The sequence below is a fragment of the Rhodovarius crocodyli genome, from assembly GCF_004005855.1.
Taxonomy (GTDB): domain Bacteria; phylum Pseudomonadota; class Alphaproteobacteria; order Acetobacterales; family Acetobacteraceae; genus Rhodovarius; species Rhodovarius crocodyli.
Genome location: NZ_SACL01000001.1, coordinates 930,354 through 946,450, shown reverse-complemented (window position 1 = coordinate 946,450; position 16,097 = coordinate 930,354). Strand labels below are relative to the sequence as shown.

The window sequence follows — 16,097 nt, the reverse complement described above, 5'->3', positions numbered from 1 at the left end:
TCCGGTCGCGGCCGGAAGATCGCCTCGCGCCCATCGACCGAAAACGGGCTCGTACTCGGCGGCTTCGGCTCGCTTGAGGTGCAGCCGGCCGGCCCGGTGGAGCGACTGCGCGGATGGGTGCGGCGGCATCCCTACTGGTTCTTCGTGCTGCTGCCGACGCTGGTCGTCGCCGCCTATTTCTATCTGGTCGCCGCCGACCAGTATGTCTCCGAAAGCCGCTTCGTCGTTCGTTCCCGCACCCAGAGCTCGGGCCTTTCCGCCCTGACGGACGCGTTGAACAGCGCGGGCTTCCGCTCCGCGCCCGAGGACGCGGTGATGGTGAAGGATTTCATCACCTCCCATGATGCGGTCCAGCAGCTGCGCCAGCAGATGGACCTGGTGGCGATGTTCCGCCGTCCGGAATCTGATCTCTGGTCCCGGCACTGGTATGAGACGCCGCCGGCCGAGCGGCTGCTGCGTTTCTACCGCGGCATGGTCACGGCGCAGATCGACACCACCTCCGGCATCGCGACGCTGGAGGTCCGCAGCTTCCGCCCGGCGGACAGCCTGCAGATCAACGAGGCGCTGCTGAAGATGAGCGAGGGCCTGGTGAACGGCCTGAACTCCCGCATCCAGCAGGACACCATCACGGGCGCCCGCCAGGAAGTGGCGCGCGCCGAGCAGCGCGTCGCCGACGCGACCGAAGCGATCTCCCAGTTCCGGGAGCGTGAGCGCCAGCTCGATCCCACGCGTTCCGCCGGCATCGCGGTCGAGACCATCGGCCGGCTGCAGGGCACGCTGGCCGAGACCCGCAGCCAGCTTCAGACCCTCCAGGGCTATGCCCGGCCCAACAACCCGCAGATCGCGGTGCTGCAGAACCGAATCCAGGCGCTGGAAGCCCAGATCGAGGAAGAGCGCGGCCGTACCTCCGCCGGCGACAACCGCGGCTTCACCGCCCAGGTCGCGGCCTATGAGCGGCTGCGGCTGGAGCTTGAATTCGCCGGTCGGCAGCTGACGACCGCGACCGCCAGCCTGGAATCGGCGCTGAACAGCACCCTGCGGCAGCAGATCTTCCTGCAGCGGGTGGTCGAGCCGAACCTGGCGGAATATAGCCTCTATCCGAAGCGCTTTCTCTCCATTCTCTATACTTTCATCGGCCTTTCCGTTGTCTACGGTCTGGGCTGGCTGCTGATCGCGGGGGTCAAGGAACATGCTGCGTAACAAGCTTCTGATGGCGGCCGCGCTGACGGCCGCGCTTTTGCCCGCGCTCGTCCACGCCCAGCCCGCGCAGGATCTGGCGCCCGGGCGCGCCGAGGCGGGGGCCCGCCAGACCAACCGCGTGGGCTCCGCGACCGAGGCCGAGGCCGGGGCGCAGGCCGTGCTGCCGCTGGGCGCCGGGCAGCGCAACCCGGGCCCGGCCACCGCCGTGTTCGGCTCCGCGCTGTTCACCAACAACGCGACGGCCACCTCCGACGCACCGAACCCCAACTACGTCATCACTCCCGGTGACCGCGTGTCCGTCCGCGTCTGGGGCGCGACGGAGGCCGAGGTGACTGGCCAGGTCGACAGCGCGGGCATGCTGTTCCTGCCGCAGATCGGCCCGGTCCGCCTGGCCGGCACCCGCGCCGGAGACCTGCAGCGCACGGTCGAGGGCGAGGTCCGCCGCATCTACACGCAGGAGGTGAACGTCTATGCCGTGCTGCTGTCCACGCAGCGCATCGGCGTGTTCGTCACCGGCTTCGTCAAGACGCCCGGGCGCTTCGGCGGCTCGGCCGCCGATTCCGTCATCGACTTCCTGGTGCGCGCCGGCGGCGTCGACCCCTCTCGCGGGTCCTACCGGGATATCGTGGTGCGCCGGAACGGGGCCAATGTCGCCAGCGTCGACCTCTACAACTTCCTGATCGAGGGCCGCCTGCCGGCCCTGCGCCTGCAGGAGGGCGACACGATCGTCGTCGGCCGCCAGCGCGCGCTGGTGGGCGCGGACGGCGCCGTGCGCAACAACTTCCTGTTCGAGGTTCCGGGCCGCGCCATGACCGGGCGTGAGCTGGTGGAATATTCCCGCCCGCTGCCGGCGGCCACCAATGCCGTGATCCAGGGCAGCCGCGGCGGCCGCCCCTTCAGCCGCTATGTCACGCTGGGTGAGCTTTCCTCCGCCCAGCTGGGCGACCAGGACACGGTCAGCTTCATCACCGACGCGCCCGCGCGCACCATCCGCGTGACGATCGAGGGCAGCCGCATCGGCCCCTCGGTGCTGGTGGCCGATCGGGACACGCAGCTCTGCACCCTGCTCGACTATGTGGCGGTGGACCCCTCGCTCGCGAACACCCAGGGCGTGTTCCTGCTGCGCCAGCGCGTGGCGGCCCAGCAGCAGCGCACCATGGAGGAAACGCTGGACCGGCTGGAACGCCAGCTGTTCCTCGCCACCTCTCCCACCACCGGCGTGTCGCAGATCCGCACGGCCGAAGCCAATCTGGTCGGCCAGTACATCCAGCGCGCCCGCCGCACCCGTCCCGACGGGCTGGTGGTGGTGATGGATTCGACCGGAAACTGCGCGCCCGTGCGGCTTGAGGACGGCGACGTGATCGTCATCCCCGAGCGCAGCCAGACCATCCTGGTCTCGGGCGAGGTGAATGCCCCGCGCGCCATCCTGTGGCAGCAGAACCTGGTGCCGGCGGACTACATCCGCCAGGCGGGCGGCCTCTCGCCGCGCGGCAACACCTCTTCCCTGATGATCCGCCGCGCGAGCGGCGAGCTGGTGCTGGACGCCACCCAGCCGCTGCGGCCGGGTGACGAGCTCATCGCGCTTCCGCACCTCGACCGGCGCGTGATCCAGCTGTTCACGGATTTCAGCTCCATCGTGTTCCAGCTGGCCTACGCCGCGAGGTCGCTGCAGAACTTCTGACCTTGTCCAAACCGTTGCAGGGCATGGCGCTGATGGCCGGCGCCGCCCTTTTCTTTTCGGCCATGGGCATGTGCTACCGCGTCGCCTTGCAGGAGGGGCTGCCGACACCGGCGGCCCCTTTCGCGCGTGGCGCGATCACCCTCATCATCATCCTGCCCTGGCTGCTGCGGGTGGGCGTGTCCGGCATGGCCACGCGGCGGCCCTGGCTGATGACCTGGCGCTGCGCCGCGGGGCTGGTGGCCTTCCAGTGCTCCATGCTGGCGCTGCTGCTGCTGCCGCTGGCCGATGCGGTGGCCATCGGGCAGGCTCGCCCCATCTGGGCCATCTGCCTGGCCGCCGTGCTGCTGAACGAGAAGCTCAGGCGTGACCGCGTGGTGGCGGCCCTGGTGGGCTTCGCGGGCGTCATCGTCATCGCGGACCCGGGCGGGCACATCTCCTGGGGGTTGGCCGCCGCCGTGGGGGCGGGCATCTCGGGCGCGCTGGTGCTGATCTCGGTGAAGAAGCTGGCGCCGACCGAGCCCCCCATGCGCGTCATCGCCTGGTATGCGGTGGCCAGCGTGGTGTTCTGGGCGCCGCTGACGGCCTGGCTGTGGGTCACGCCCAGCCTGGGCGCGCTGACGCTGCTGGTCGTGGGCACGCTGGCCTCGGTGATCGGTGACTACATGGTGTCCGCAGCCGCGCGGCGGGCCGATGCCGGGCTGCTGGCCCCGATGGAATATGTGCAGATCCCGTCCGGCGCCTTCTGGGGCTGGCTGGTGTTCAGCGAGGTGCCGGGCTGGGGCCTGCCGGCGGGTGTCGCGCTGATGCTGGGGGCCAGCCTGTACCTGGCCCGCAGTGCAGGGAAGCGTTAGCCGCGCTATATACTGCAGGTGCCCGTTGCCCCCCGCCTTCTGCTGCCTGACTCGCCCGCCCTGGTGGCCGGGCCCGGCCGCGCCACCCTGCTGACGCCGGATGGCGAGCTGATGGTGCTGCAGGGGGCCGAGATCGAGCGCGAACTGGCCCTGCACCCGCCGCCGATCCTGGTACACGCCCCAGCCACCGCGCGGCGGCTGGACATCCCGCCCTTCCTCGACAGCTATGACCTGCTGGAGCTGTTCGCCTTCGCCCTGCCGGCGCGGCTGGCTGCCCCCACGCCGCGCGGCCTGGCCGCCGCCCTGGGCCTGACGCCCCCGCATGAGGACGCGGACGCCGCCGCCCTGCTGCCCGAGATCGCGACCAAGCTGCTGCGCGCCCTGGCCGAAACGCGCAACAGCGCGGCGGGCGCCGATGCGGCCGCCATGGCCGCCCAGCTGAAGGCCACCATCAACTGGGCCTGGGCCGATTCCGTGCTGGCCGCGCTGGGCACGCCGGACGCCAAGCCCGACCGCAACGCCTTCCGCCCCTGGCGCCGCCTGCCGGAATGGGAGGACGACGCGCCCCCGCCGCCGCCCGCCAGCCACGGCATCACCGCCACCGAGACCCGCCAGCGCCTGGCCGAGATCCTGGGCGAAGGCTCCGAGCAGCGCCCCAGCCAGGCCGACTATGCCTCCGCCGCCGCCATGGCCTTCCAGCCGCGCGAGGTGGAGGGCGAGCCCCGCCTGGTGCTGGCCGAGGCCGGCACCGGCACCGGCAAGACGCTGGGCTATATCGCGCCCGCCAGCCTGTGGGCCGAGCGCAACGGCGCGCCGGTCTGGCTCTCGACCTATACCCGCAACCTGCAACGGCAGCTGGACCAGGAACTGGCGCGCCTCTACCCGGACCCCGAGGAACGCCGCGCCCGCGTTGTGCTGCGCAAGGGCCGCGAGAACTACCTGTGCCTGCTGAACCTGGAGGAAGTGCAGGGCCAGATGACGCTGAAGGACAGCGTGCTGCCCCTGGCGCTGGCAGCGCGCTGGACCACCCACACGCGTGAGGGCGACATCCTGGGCGGCGACTTTCCCGGCTGGATGACGGAGGTGTTCGGCGTGGGCGTGATCGGCCACCTGCCGGACCGGCGCGGCGAGTGCATCCGCTCCGCCTGCACGCATTACCGGAAGTGCTTCGTCGAGCATTCGATCCGCCGCGCGCGCCATGCCCGGCTGGTGGTGGCGAACCACGCGCTGGTGATGGTGCAGGCGGCCCTCGGCGGCGGCGAGGACGGCAAGCCGCTGCGATACGTCTTCGATGAGGGGCACCACATCTTCGACGCCGCCGACGGCGCCTTCTCCGCCGCCATCACCGGCTTCGAGACCGCCGAGCTGCGCCGCTGGCTGCTGGGTGCCGAGGGCGGGCGCAGCCGCGCCAAGGGGCTGCAACGCCGCATCGAGGATCTGGTGGAGGAGTCCGGCGAGGACGTGACCGGCCCCCTGCTGGCCGCCCTGCACGCCGCCCAGGGCCTGCCGGGGCCCTTCTGGCAGACCCGCATGGCCGAGGGCACCGGCGCCAGCAACCCCACCGAGGCCTTCCTGGCCGCCGTGCGCGCCCAGGTGCTGGCCCGCGCGCCCGAGGATGACGGGCAATACGGGCTGGAGGCCGACGTCCACCCGCTGAACCCGGAGGTGGAGGAAACCGGCCGCCTGCTGGATGTGGCCCTGTCGGCCCTGGAAGACCCGCTGAAGAAGCTGTGCCAGGCCCTGCAATCACGCATCGACCACGCGCCGGAGGAACTGGAGACCTCCGACCGGATCAAGCTGGAAACCGCGATCCGCGGGCTGGAACGGCGCGGGCTGATGCCGCTGGCGGCCTGGCGCGGCATGCTGAAGGGCATGACCGTGGTGCCTGAGCCCGGCACCCGCCCGCGCATGGTGGATTGGTTCGAACTGACCCGGCGCGAGGCGCGCGACGTCGACGCCGGCATGCGCCGCCACTGGCTGGACCCGACCATCCCCTTCGCGACCGACCTTGCCGGCCCGGCCCATGGGTTGCTGATCACCAGCGCCACCCTGCGCGACCGCGCCCCCAACGCCGATGAGGAAGCCGCCTGGCGCGCCGCCGAAGCCCGCACCGGCGCCGGCCACCTGGCCATGCCCGCCATCCGCGCGGCGGTGCCCAGCCCCTTCGACTACCAGTCCCAGACGCGCGCCTTCGTCGTGACCGATGTGGACAAGAGCCGCACCGAACAGGTGGCCAGCGCCATGCGCGCGCTGTTCCTGGCCTCGGGCGGTGGCGGCCTGGGGCTGTTCACCGCCATCCGCCGCCTGCGCGAAGTGGCCCGCCTGATCGCCCCGCCCCTGCTGGCGGAGGGCATTCCCCTCTACGCCCAGCATGTGGATGCGATGGACAACTCCACCCTGGTGGACGTGTTCCGCGCCGAGGAGGATTCCTGCCTGCTCGGCACCGACGCGATGCGAGATGGCGTGGACGTGCCCGGCCGCTCCCTGCGGCTGCTGGTCTATGAGCGCGTGCCCTGGCCGCGCCCCACCATCCTGCACCGCGAACGGCGCATCCACCTCTCCGGCGGCTACCCCAAGGGATACGACGACGCCGAGGCGCGCCACCGCCTGCGCCAGGGCTTCGGCCGCCTCATCCGGCGCGGCGAGGACAAGGGCGTGTTCGTCCTGCTGGACCCCCGCGCGCCCAGCCGCCTGATGGCCGGCCTGCCGGTCGAACCGCGCCGGGTGACACTGAAGGAAGCAGTGGCGGAGACGGAGGCGTTTCTGCGGGAAGAGAGCACAGGGGGCTCCGCCCCCTGACCCCCGGCAAGGGCTTTGCCCCTGCACCCCACCAAAGGCCGAAGGGCCTTTGGAAACCGGGAGCCGAAAGGTTGAGGAGGGGGCGGGTGGCGCGTGTTGGGCCAGGGGGCCGCTTGCTGCCCCCTCCTCAACCTTTCGGATAACTCATGGGGGTCCAGGGGCCACAGGCTCCTGGCGGGTCCAGGGCAGAGCCCTGGTCGGGGTCCGGGGGTGAAACCCCCGGGTGCGCCTCACCCCCCAGCAGCCACCCTCGTCTCCATCCGCGCCTTCAGTGCTTCCAGCTCGGCGCGGATCTGGGCGATTTCCTCGCCCAGCGGGTCGATGTCGCGGTCGCGTGGCATGCCGTAGCCCACGGTGGCGCCCGTGCTCTGCGCCGGTGCGCGGGCCGGGATGCCCACCACCGTCACGCCTTCGGGCACGTCTTCCACCACCACGGCGTTGGCGCCCACGCGCGCCTTGCGGCCCACGGTGATGGGGCCGAGGACATGGGCGCCGGCGCCGATCACGGCGCCGTCCAGCACGTCCGGGTGGCGTTTGCCGGGTTTCAGGCTGAGGCCGCCGAGGGTGACGCCCTGATAGATCGTGACGTCGTCGCCCAGTATCGCCGTGCCGCCGATCACCACCCCCATGCCGTGGTCGATGAACAGCCGCCGGCCGACGCGGGCCGCCGGGTGAATCTCGATGCCGGTCAGGAAGCGGGAGAGGTGGGAGATGAAGCGCCCGGCACCGGGCAGGCCCCAGCCGTAGAGGCGGTGGGCCAGCCGGTGCCACAGCACCGCATGCACGCCGGGGTAGCTGAAGATGACTTCGAACCAGGTGGGCCGGGCGGGGTCTCTGTCCCGTATCGATCGGCCGAGTTCGATGAGTTCCATCACTCCAATCCTTGGAATAGCGCCGTCGAGAGGTAGCGTTCCGCGAAGGAGGGGGTGATACAGACGATGCGCTTGCCGGTGTTTTCCGGCAGGGCCGCGAGGCGCAGCCCGACCGCCAGGCAGGCGCCGGAGGAAATGCCGATGGCCAGCCCCTCGGTGCGGGCGGCGCGGCGGGCGGTGGCGATGGCGTCGCGCTCGGTGGCGGTCTCCACGCCGTCCAGCAGATCCAGTTCCAGCACGCGGGGCTTGAAGCCGGGGCCGATGCCCTGGATGCCGTGGGGCCCCGGGTCGTCGCCGTGCAGGATGGCGCTCTCGGCGGGCTCGATGCCCAGCACCTTCAGCCCTGCCTTGCGGGGCTTCAGCGCGCGGGCGATGCCCGTCATGGTGCCGCCGGTGCCCATGCCGCCGATGATGATGTCCACCTCTCCGGCGGTGTCGGCCCAGATCTCCTCGGCCGTGGTAGCGGCGTGGATGTCGGGGTTGGCGGGGTTGTCGAACTGCTTCGCGATCCAGCCGCCGGGGGTCTTGGCCGCGATCTCCTCGGCCTTGGCGATGGCGCCGCCCATGCCCTGGGCGGAGGGCGTGAGCACCAACTCGGCGCCCATCAGCCGCATCATGCGCCGCCGCTCGATCGAGGCGCCTTCCGGCATCGTCACGATCACCCGGTAACCCAGCGCGGCGCCGACGAAGGCCAGCCCGATGCCGGTATTGCCCGAGGTCGGCTCGATGATGACGGAATGGCCGGGCCTGATGGTGCCCGCGGCCTCGGCGGCGCGCACCATGGCCAGCGCGATGCGGTCCTTCACGGACCCCGCCGGGTTGAAGAACTCCAGCTTCATCAGCAGGTCGGCCTTCAGCCCGTCCTCGGCCGAGATGCGCGGCAGGCGCACCAGCGGGGTCGCGCCCACCGTGTCCAGCACGCTGTCATAGATGCGGTTGCGGAAGGTGGCGGGTGAAGGGGTCAGAGCATCCATGGCGGCACCGGCAGGTTCTTGGAACGGAGGAATTCCGGGTTGAACAGCTTCGACTGATAGCGCGCGCCGCCGTCACACAGGATGGTCACCACGCGGTGCCCGGGCCCGAGGCGCTTCGCCACCTTGATCGCAGCGGCCACATTGATCCCGGCGCTGCCGCCGATGCAAATGCCTTCGTGCTGCGTCAGGTCGAACACCTGCGCCAGGGCTTCCTCATCGGTCACCTGCAGCGCGTCGTCGATCGGCGCGCCGTTCAGGTTTTCCGGCACGCGGCCCTGGCCGATGCCCTCGGTGACGGACCCGCCGGACATTTCCAGCGTGCCGTTGGTCTTCCAGGAATACAGCACGCTGCCCATCGGGTCCGCGAGCGTCACGCGGATGTTGGGGTCGCGTTCCTTCAGCGCCATGGCCACGCCGGCCAGCGTGCCGCCCGTGCCGCAACTGGTGGTGAAGGCGTCGATGCGCCCGCCCGCCTGTTCCCAGATCTCGGGGCCCGTGGTCAGGCGGTGGCCCTCGCGGTTGGCCAAATTGTCGAACTGGTTGGCCCAGGTCCAGCCATTCTCCTCCGCCAGCCGGCGGGAGACATGGACGTAGTTGCCCTGGTCCTTATAGGGCTTGGCCGGCACCAGCCGCAGGTCGGCGCCGATCATGCGCAGGAAGTCGATCTTTTCCTGGCTCTGGGTTTCCGGCATCACGATCACGCTGCGAATACCAAGGGCGTTGGCCACCAGCGTGATGCCGATGCCGGTATTGCCGGCCGTGCCTTCCACCACCGTGCCGCCGGGCGCCAGCGTGCCGCGGGCGATGGCGTCCTGGATGATGGCGAGGCCCGCGCGGTCCTTCACGCTGCCCCCGGGGTTCATGAACTCGGCCTTGCCGAGTATGTCGCATCCGGTGGCCGCACTCGCGCGCTCCAGCCGGATCAACGGGGTGTTGCCGATGGCGCCGAGCAGACCTGCGGCGATCGGGGATTTTTTGGTATCGACGGGCGTATCCACCGGCGGTTCTCCCTTATCACGAACCGAGTGAGTGTATTATGGGTGGGAAACACCGCGTTTCACAGAGGGGGTTCAGGAATGCTGCTGCAAGGAAGGCCGGCTTTGGCGATCGCGGTGGTGGTGGATGTGGCGCTGCACGGCGGGCGGGGCACCGTTTCCGCCGCCGACATAGCGGAACGGCTGGGCCTGGCCCGGCGCGGGCTGGAGCCCATCCTGCAACCGCTGTCGCGTGCCGGGGTGCTCAATTCCACGCGTGGCCCTTCGGGTGGCTATCGCCTGGCGCGGCCGCGCCGGGGCATTTCGGTGGGTGAGATCATCCGCGCCGTCATCGCCGGCAAGGAGGAAGCGGACGAGGGTGAGAGCAGCCCGCTGTTCACCCAGGTCGTCGCACCCTTCTGGGCGGAGATGGAGGAGGAGACGCTGGCGCGCTTCGACGCCATCACGCTGGACAGGCTGGTGCGGCGCGCCGCGACCGCCGGCCTGACGCCGGCGCCGAGCGAGCCGATCAGCTTCGTGATCTAAGCCGTTTCGACGTAGCGCAGGTAAGGCTTCACCGCGTCCCACCCCTGCGGGAACAGCTGCTTCGCGTCCTCGTCCGAAACACTGGGCACGATGATCGCGCGCTGGCCGGGCTGCCAGTTCACCGGGGTGGCCAGCTTCGCGCGGTCGGTCAGCTGCAGGCTGTCGATCACGCGCAGCACTTCCTGGAAATTGCGCCCGGTGGAGGGCGGATACAGGAAGCTGAGGCGCAGCTTCTTCTTCGGGTCGATCACATAGACCGCGCGCACCGTCACGGACGGGTCGGCCTCCGGGTGGATCATGTTGTAGAGCGTGGCGACCTTGCGCTCCGGGTCCGCGATCATCGGGAAATTCACGGCGTGGCCCTGGGTTTCCGCGATGTCGGCCTCCCAGCCGGCATGGCGGTCCAGCGTATCCACCGACAGGCCGATCACCTTGGTGTTGCGGCGGTCGAACTCGGGCTTCAGCCGGGCGGTCTCGCCCAGCTCGGTGGTGCAGACGGGCGTGAAGTCCTTGGGATGACTGAACAGGACCGCCCAGCTGTCGCCGATCCATTCATGGAAGCGGAGACGGCCCTGGGTGGTCTCGGCCTCGAAATCGGGCACGATCTGGCCAAGCTGCAAGGACATCGAAAACTCCAAGCCGTGTGAGTGGTTTTCCTCTGTCTGGAGAGTGCCTTTTCTAAATCACGTTGACAAGGCGTTTTAATGCGATAATTACACCGCATGTTCCGCCGCGCCCTCCTCTCCGCCTCCGCCGCCGTACTGGCGCTGCCCGCCGTCTCCCGCGCGCAGGCCTGGCCGGAAAAGCCCATCCGCCTGCTGGTGCCCGTGGCGCCGGGCGGCAGCCAGGACATCGTGGCGCGGCTGTTCGCCCGCCACATGGGCCCGGTGCTGGGCCAGAACGTGGTGGTGGAAAACCTGCCCGGCGCGGGCTCCAACATCGGCTATGAGGCCGTGGTGCGCGCCCGCCCCGATGGCTACGTGCTGGGCGCGGGCAGCGACAGCCTCTCCATCAACAAGGGTCTGTTCCGCCGCCTGAACTTCGACCCGGTGGAGGATATCACCCCGGTGGCCGAGGCCGCGCGCGTGCCGCAGATCCTGGTCGTGGCGGCCAACAGCCCGGTCAATACACTTTCGCAATTTGTGGAACTGGCGAAGGGCCGCCCCGTCGCCGTGGGCACGCCGGGCAACGGCAGCCTGTCCCACCTGCTGCAACAGCAGCTTCAGGATGCGTCTGAGGTGCAGTGGACCCACGCCCCCTATCGCGGCGGCGCCCTGGCCCTGCAGGACCTGATGGGCGGGTCCCTGCAAGGCGTCATGATCAACATCGGCGCCGTGACCGACCACGTGAAGGCCGGGCGCCTCAAGGGCGTCGTCGTGTCCTCGCCGGCCCGCACCCAGGCCCTGCCGGATGTGCCGACCTTCGCCGAGGCCGGCCTGAACAACGCCGACGCCGTGGGCTGGCACGGCCTGTTCGCCCCGCGCGGCACGCCCGAGGAACTGGTGGCCAAGATCAACACCGCCCTGCGCCAAGCCCTGCGCGACGAAGAACTGGCCGGCCACCTGAACGCCCTGGGCATCGAACCCTCCGACACCGGGCCCGAATACCTCGGCCAACGCCTGCGCGCCGACGCCACACGCTGGGCCGGGGTGATCGAACGGGCACGGCTGCTGCCGGACTGAGGGTTGGACCGGGGGCGTCGCCCCCGAACCCCCAGCCAGGGGCTTTGCCCCCGGCACCCCCACCAAAGGCCGAAAGGCCTTTGGAAACCGGGAGCTGAAAGTGTGGGGAAGGGGCACAGAGCGCCCCCCGACCCACCGGTCCTTCACAGCCCCTTCCCCACACTTTCAGTTAACTCGAGGGGGTCCAGGGGCCACTGGCTCCTGGCGGGGGTCCCAGGGGGCGGAGCCCCTTGGTGGGGTCCGGGGCAAAGCCCCGGCCCCCCCGCACATCGGGGCCCAGGCGGCGGTCGGCGGTCACGCCTTCGGGGCTGCTGACGTCCAGGCGCGGCAGGTGGGCGGCGGCTTCCGGGTCCAGGCCGAAATCCGCGACATAGGAGTACATCTGGAACACCGCGGCCATGATGCGCCGTCCGCCGGAGGCACCGACGGCGATCTCGGGCTCTCCGTCCTTCAGCGCGATCACCGGGCACATGTTGCACAGCGGGCGCTTGCTGGGGGCGATGGCGTTCTTCGCCTCGGGGCGCGGGTCGAACCACATGATGCCGTTGTTCATCAGGATGCCCGTGCCCGGCAGCACGGTGCGGCTGCCCATGCTGGACAGCAGGGTGGTGGTCATGGAGACCATCATCCCGTCCTTGTCCGCCACGGTCAGGTGGGTGGTGCAGCTTTCGGCGGCCGCGGGCTCGGCATCGCCCAAGCCTGCCAGGCGGTCGGCATAGGCGGCGCGCATGGCCCGCGCCAGGGCCGCGTACCACTGGGCATCCGGCACGGCGCCATAGGGCACCTTCTCCATCTGGCGCAGCACTTCCAGCAGGGTGGGCGCGGCGGTCAGGCCGTTCGCCAGCGCCAGGGTGCGCCCCTTCCATTCGCGCAGGATGGCCGGCAGCACGCGGGCCTCGCAGTGGGCCAGATCCTCGGCCGAGAGGAAACCCTCCATCGCCTGCACATCGGCCACGATCGCGCGCGCCACGTCGCCCTTGTAGAAATCGTCGAGCCCCGCGTGCTGCAGGCGTTCCAGCGTGTCGGCCAGGCGGCCCTGGCGGAAGTAGCCGGGCTTGCCCTGATAGGGGCCGATCACCGGCATGCCGCCCGGCAGGTAAATGCGGGATGATTCCTCATACAGCTTCAGGATGGGCGCGCTGGCGGCCACCTTCACGGTGGTGAACCAGTCCTTGGAAAGCCCGCGCTTCGCCAGCGCCACGGCGGGTTCCAGCAGCTCCTTGATCGGCATGCGGCCGTGGCGCTCATGCAGCAGCCTGTAGCCGGCGACGGCCGAGGGAATGGCGAAGCTTTTCGCGCCATGGATGTTCACATCGCCCACCACCTCGGGCCAGCCGAACAGGTCGGACGCCACGCTGCCCGTCAACCTGTAGGCGGAGGGGTCGAGGCCGCGTGGTGAGACGGGGCCGAAATCGAAGGTCTCCGGCTTGCCGCCGGGCTTCATCACCTGGGTGAAGCCGATGCCGCCCAACCCGCTGTTCCAGGGCTCCACCACGGCGAGCGCGAAGGCCGCGGCCACCGCCGCATCGGCCGCCGTGCCGCCGGCGCGCAGGATGTGCTGGCCCACCTCGGCCGCATCGCGGCTCTGGCTCGCGACCATGCCACCCTTGCCCCGGGCGGCGGGCTTGCGCACCTGCCAATGCTGAATGGTGTGCTCGGGCGGGGTATAGGGCATGGCGGTTTCTCCGTTTCCCGCATGCTTCACCCGCGCGGCCGGGCAAGCAACCCCCACGGGAACCCCTTGGCCGCGTGCCACTTTGCCCGTATGGCGGATCGGTTAGCGGGGGAGGCTGGATATGCCCGAAATGCACGGACTTCAGGTGGCCGATGAGTTGGCCCGTTTCATGGCCGATGAGGCTCTGCCCGGCACGGGCATCGAGCCCGATGCCTTCTGGGCAGCGGCAGCCGCGATCCTGAAGGAGATGGCGCCGCGCAATGCGGAGCTGCTGGCCGTGCGTGACGCGCTGCAGGCCAAGATCGACGCCTGGCACCGCACCTTCCCGGCCAAGCCCATCGACGCGGAGGCCTACACCCGCTTCCTGCGTGAGATCGGCTATCTGCTGCCGGAGGGCGAGGATTTCGCCGTGGACACCGCCAAGGTGGACCCCGAGATCTCCAGCATCGCCGGCCCGCAGCTGGTGGTGCCCGTCTCCAACGCCCGCTACGCGCTGAACGCCGCGAATGCCCGCTGGGGCAGCCTGTACGACGCGCTGTACGGCACCGACGCCATCCCCGGTGAGCGCAAGCCCGGTTATGACGCCGAGCGCGGCGCCGCCGTCATCGCCCGCGCCCGCGCGGTGCTGGATGAGATCGCGCCGCTGGTCTCCGGTAGCCATGCCCAGGCGACCGGCTATGCCATCCTGGACGGCGCCCTGGCCGTGACGCTGGAAGGCGGCGTGGTGACGCGCCCGCAGGCGGCCGACGCGCTGGCCGGCTATCTGGGCGATGCCTCGGCGCCCAACACCATCCTGCTGCGCCACAACAACCTGCACGCCGAGATCGTGATCAACCGCGATCACCCGATCGGCAAGGACGACAAGGCCGGCGTGGCCGATGTGATGATGGAAAGCGCCATCACCACCATCCAGGACTGCGAGGACAGCGTCGCGGCCGTGGATGCGGCCGACAAGGTCGCCGTCTATCGCAACTGGCTGGGGCTGATGAAGGGCACGCTGGAAGCGTCCTTCGAGAAGTCCGGCCGCACCATGATCCGCCGCCTGAACGCGGACCGCGAATACACCGCGCCCGACGGCCAGGGCGCCGTTTCCCTCGTCGGCCGGTCGCTGATGCTGGTGCGCAATGTCGGCCACCACATGATGACCGACGCGGTGACGATGGACGGCAAGGAAGTGCCGGAAACCATCATCGACGCGCTGTGCACGGTTGCCATCGCGATTCATGACATCAAGGGCAAGCGCCTGAACAGCCGCACCGGCAGCGTCTATATCGTGAAGCCCAAGATGCACGGGCCGGACGAGGTGGCCTGGGCCGAGGAGCTGTTCACCCGCGTGGAGGACGCCTTCGGGCTTGAGCGCCACACGCTGAAGATGGGCATCATGGACGAGGAGCGGCGCACCACCGTCAACCTCAAGAACTGCATCCGGGCCGCGAAGCACCGCGTGGCTTTCATCAACACGGGCTTCCTGGACCGCACCGGCGACGAGATCCATACCTCGATGGAAGCCGGCGCCATGATCCGCAAGAACGACATGCGCGGCACGGCCTGGATCAAGTCCTATGAGGAGTGGAACGTCGATGTGGGCCTGCTGTGCGGCCTGCGCGGCGTGGCCCAGATCGGCAAGGGCATGTGGGCCATGCCCGACGCCATGGCCGCGATGCTGGAGCAGAAGGTGGGCCACCCCAAGGCCGGCGCCAACACCGCCTGGGTGCCGTCGCCCACCGCCGCCACCCTGCACGCCCTGCACTATCACCAGGTGAACGTGCAGGAGCGCCAGGCCGAGATCGCCGCCGGCGGCCGCCGCGGCAAGCTGGAAGACCTGCTGAACGTGCCCGTCGCCCTCGACACCAACTGGGAACCGAGCGCGATCCAGCAGGAGCTGGACAACAACGCCCAGGGCATCCTGGGTTACGTCGTGCGCTGGGTGGACCAGGGCATCGGCTGCTCCAAGGTGCCGGACATCAACAATGTCGGCCTGATGGAAGACCGCGCGACGCTGCGCATCTCCGCCCAGCACATCGCCAACTGGCTGAAGCATGGCGTGGTGAGCGTCGAGCAGGTGACCGAAACCATGCAGCGCATGGCCGGCGTGGTGGATGTGCAGAACGCCGGTGACGCGGCCTACAAGCCGATGGCACCGGGCTTCGACGGGGCTGCCTATCTGGGCGCGCTGGACCTGGTGCTGAAGGGCGCGGAACAGGCGAACGGCTATACGGAGTTCGTGCTGACGGAGCGGCGCCGGCAGGCCAAGGCGGCCTGATCCGGGGCTTTGCCCCGGACCCGACCAGGGGGCTCTGCCCCCTGGACTCCTGCCAGGACCGTAGCGGCCCTGGACCCCGGGGAGTTTGGCACTTCAGCTTGGTAGCGTGTTTCTGATTGATTTTTATATAAAAATTGGCGCCATACCCACCCGGGTAAGGCGCCAAACTTCTTTCAGGTCCAGGAGATATGATCTCCTGGCGGGGAGCCGAGGGGCAGCGCCCCTCGGTGGGGGCTCCGGGGGCAAGGCCCCCGCATCCACCTCACAAATTAATCGGCACCTCCACATCCAGCAGCGGCGCGTGCTGCTGGGCGCCATACACATCCGTATCCCCGATCCCCCCGGCCGGCACCTGCCGCGGCAGCGTGGCCTTGAAGGCGTTCGCGCTGTCGTAGGGTGTCAGCAGCACGTCGCTTTCCTTCACCCCGTACAGCTTGGCGAACAGGGCTTCGGTGATCACGCCGGTCGCCTTCACGGCGCGGTAGCGGGCCGGGTCCTCGAACAGGATGTCGATGGTCACCAGGAAGGGCCCGGCATTCTTGCTTTTGCAGATCTGCGCGATCTCTCGGATCTTGGGCAT

13 protein-coding genes are annotated in these 16,097 nt (G+C 69.8%); 7 read left to right on the top strand and 6 right to left on the bottom strand.

The window, feature by feature from the left end:
* The first annotated feature begins 78 nt into the window (after positions 1-78).
* From EOD42_RS04520 to EOD42_RS04505, 4 genes are read left to right on the top strand one after another with little or no spacing between them, the layout of a single operon-like run.
* Positions 79-1,200, top strand: a complete 1,122-nt coding sequence (locus EOD42_RS04520) for a capsule biosynthesis protein (RefSeq protein WP_127786254.1) — start codon at positions 79-81, stop codon at positions 1,198-1,200.
* Positions 1,190-2,881, top strand: coding sequence for a polysaccharide biosynthesis/export family protein (locus EOD42_RS04515; protein ID WP_127786253.1), 1,692 nt, complete (start codon positions 1,190-1,192; stop codon positions 2,879-2,881). The genes EOD42_RS04520 and EOD42_RS04515 overlap by 11 nt, the downstream gene beginning before the upstream one ends.
* Before the next feature lie 2 nt (positions 2,882-2,883).
* Complete coding sequence (locus tag EOD42_RS04510) at positions 2,884-3,732, top strand: DMT family transporter (RefSeq protein WP_240654887.1); 849 nt, start codon at positions 2,884-2,886, stop codon at positions 3,730-3,732.
* A gap of 18 nt (positions 3,733-3,750) precedes the next feature.
* Positions 3,751-6,531 carry an ATP-dependent DNA helicase gene (locus tag EOD42_RS04505; protein ID WP_240654884.1) on the top strand — a complete coding sequence of 927 codons (2,781 nt, stop codon included), beginning with the start codon at positions 3,751-3,753 and terminating at the stop codon, positions 6,529-6,531.
* A gap of 230 nt (positions 6,532-6,761) precedes the next feature.
* Here the strand turns inward: EOD42_RS04505 and cysE are convergent, their stop codons facing one another.
* Genes cysE through EOD42_RS04490 form a run of 3 tightly spaced genes read right to left on the bottom strand, consistent with a single transcriptional unit; the run spans position 6,762 to position 9,375 of the window.
* Positions 6,762-7,403, bottom strand: a complete 642-nt coding sequence (gene cysE / locus EOD42_RS04500; RefSeq protein WP_127786252.1) for a serine O-acetyltransferase — start codon at positions 7,401-7,403, stop codon at positions 6,762-6,764.
* Positions 7,403-8,377: a cysteine synthase A gene (gene cysK / locus EOD42_RS04495; protein WP_127786251.1), complete on the bottom strand. Its 975-nt coding sequence runs from the start codon at positions 8,375-8,377 to the stop codon at positions 7,403-7,405. The genes cysE and cysK overlap by 1 nt, the downstream gene beginning before the upstream one ends.
* Complete coding sequence (locus EOD42_RS04490; protein WP_127786250.1) at positions 8,365-9,375, bottom strand: cysteine synthase A; 1,011 nt, start codon at positions 9,373-9,375, stop codon at positions 8,365-8,367. The genes cysK and EOD42_RS04490 overlap by 13 nt, the downstream gene beginning before the upstream one ends.
* Before the next feature lie 78 nt (positions 9,376-9,453).
* On the opposite strand from EOD42_RS04490, the gene EOD42_RS04485 reads away from it, so the two are divergent.
* Positions 9,454-9,897, top strand: a complete 444-nt coding sequence (locus EOD42_RS04485) for an RrF2 family transcriptional regulator (RefSeq protein ID WP_127786249.1) — start codon at positions 9,454-9,456, stop codon at positions 9,895-9,897.
* On the opposite strand, the gene EOD42_RS04480 is transcribed toward EOD42_RS04485, so the two are convergent.
* Positions 9,894-10,523, bottom strand: a complete 630-nt coding sequence (locus EOD42_RS04480) for a peroxiredoxin (protein ID WP_127786248.1) — start codon at positions 10,521-10,523, stop codon at positions 9,894-9,896. The genes EOD42_RS04485 and EOD42_RS04480 overlap by 4 nt on opposite strands.
* A gap of 96 nt (positions 10,524-10,619) precedes the next feature.
* Between EOD42_RS04480 and EOD42_RS04475 the strand changes: the two genes are divergently transcribed.
* On the top strand, positions 10,620-11,579 hold the full coding sequence (locus EOD42_RS04475) for a Bug family tripartite tricarboxylate transporter substrate binding protein (protein ID WP_127786247.1): 960 nt from the start codon (positions 10,620-10,622) through the stop codon (positions 11,577-11,579).
* 169 nt (positions 11,580-11,748) lie between these two features.
* Here the strand turns inward: EOD42_RS04475 and EOD42_RS04470 are convergent, their stop codons facing one another.
* The gene (locus EOD42_RS04470; protein WP_127786246.1) at positions 11,749-13,254 is read right to left on the bottom strand and encodes a gamma-glutamyltransferase; all 1,506 of its coding nucleotides are present in this window, start codon (positions 13,252-13,254) and stop codon (positions 11,749-11,751) included.
* Between the two features lie 130 nt (positions 13,255-13,384).
* Between EOD42_RS04470 and EOD42_RS04465 the strand changes: the two genes are divergently transcribed.
* On the top strand, positions 13,385-15,517 hold the full coding sequence (locus EOD42_RS04465; RefSeq protein ID WP_408902130.1) for a malate synthase G: 2,133 nt from the start codon (positions 13,385-13,387) through the stop codon (positions 15,515-15,517).
* A 262-nt stretch (positions 15,518-15,779) separates the two neighbouring features.
* On the opposite strand, the gene EOD42_RS04460 is transcribed toward EOD42_RS04465, so the two are convergent.
* A complete protein-coding gene (locus EOD42_RS04460; RefSeq protein ID WP_127786244.1) occupies positions 15,780-16,097 on the bottom strand; it encodes a DUF4387 domain-containing protein in 318 nt (105 codons plus the stop codon).

Coding starts and splice junctions, on each gene's coding strand:
- cysE (WP_127786252.1), bottom strand. CDS start 7,403: ATGGAACTCATCGAACTCGGCCGATCGATACGGGACAGAGACCCCGCC.
- EOD42_RS04475 (WP_127786247.1), top strand. CDS start 10,620: ATGTTCCGCCGCGCCCTCCTCTCCGCCTCCGCCGCCGTACTGGCGCTG.
- EOD42_RS04480 (WP_127786248.1), bottom strand. CDS start 10,523: ATGTCCTTGCAGCTTGGCCAGATCGTGCCCGATTTCGAGGCCGAGACC.
- EOD42_RS04465 (WP_408902130.1), top strand. CDS start 13,385: ATGCACGGACTTCAGGTGGCCGATGAGTTGGCCCGTTTCATGGCCGAT.
- cysK (WP_127786251.1), bottom strand. CDS start 8,377: ATGGATGCTCTGACCCCTTCACCCGCCACCTTCCGCAACCGCATCTAT.
- EOD42_RS04460 (WP_127786244.1), bottom strand. CDS start 16,097: ATGCCCAAGATCCGAGAGATCGCGCAGATCTGCAAAAGCAAGAATGCC.
- EOD42_RS04485 (WP_127786249.1), top strand. CDS start 9,454: ATGCTGCTGCAAGGAAGGCCGGCTTTGGCGATCGCGGTGGTGGTGGAT.
- EOD42_RS04515 (WP_127786253.1), top strand. CDS start 1,190: ATGCTGCGTAACAAGCTTCTGATGGCGGCCGCGCTGACGGCCGCGCTT.
- EOD42_RS04470 (WP_127786246.1), bottom strand. CDS start 13,254: ATGCCCTATACCCCGCCCGAGCACACCATTCAGCATTGGCAGGTGCGC.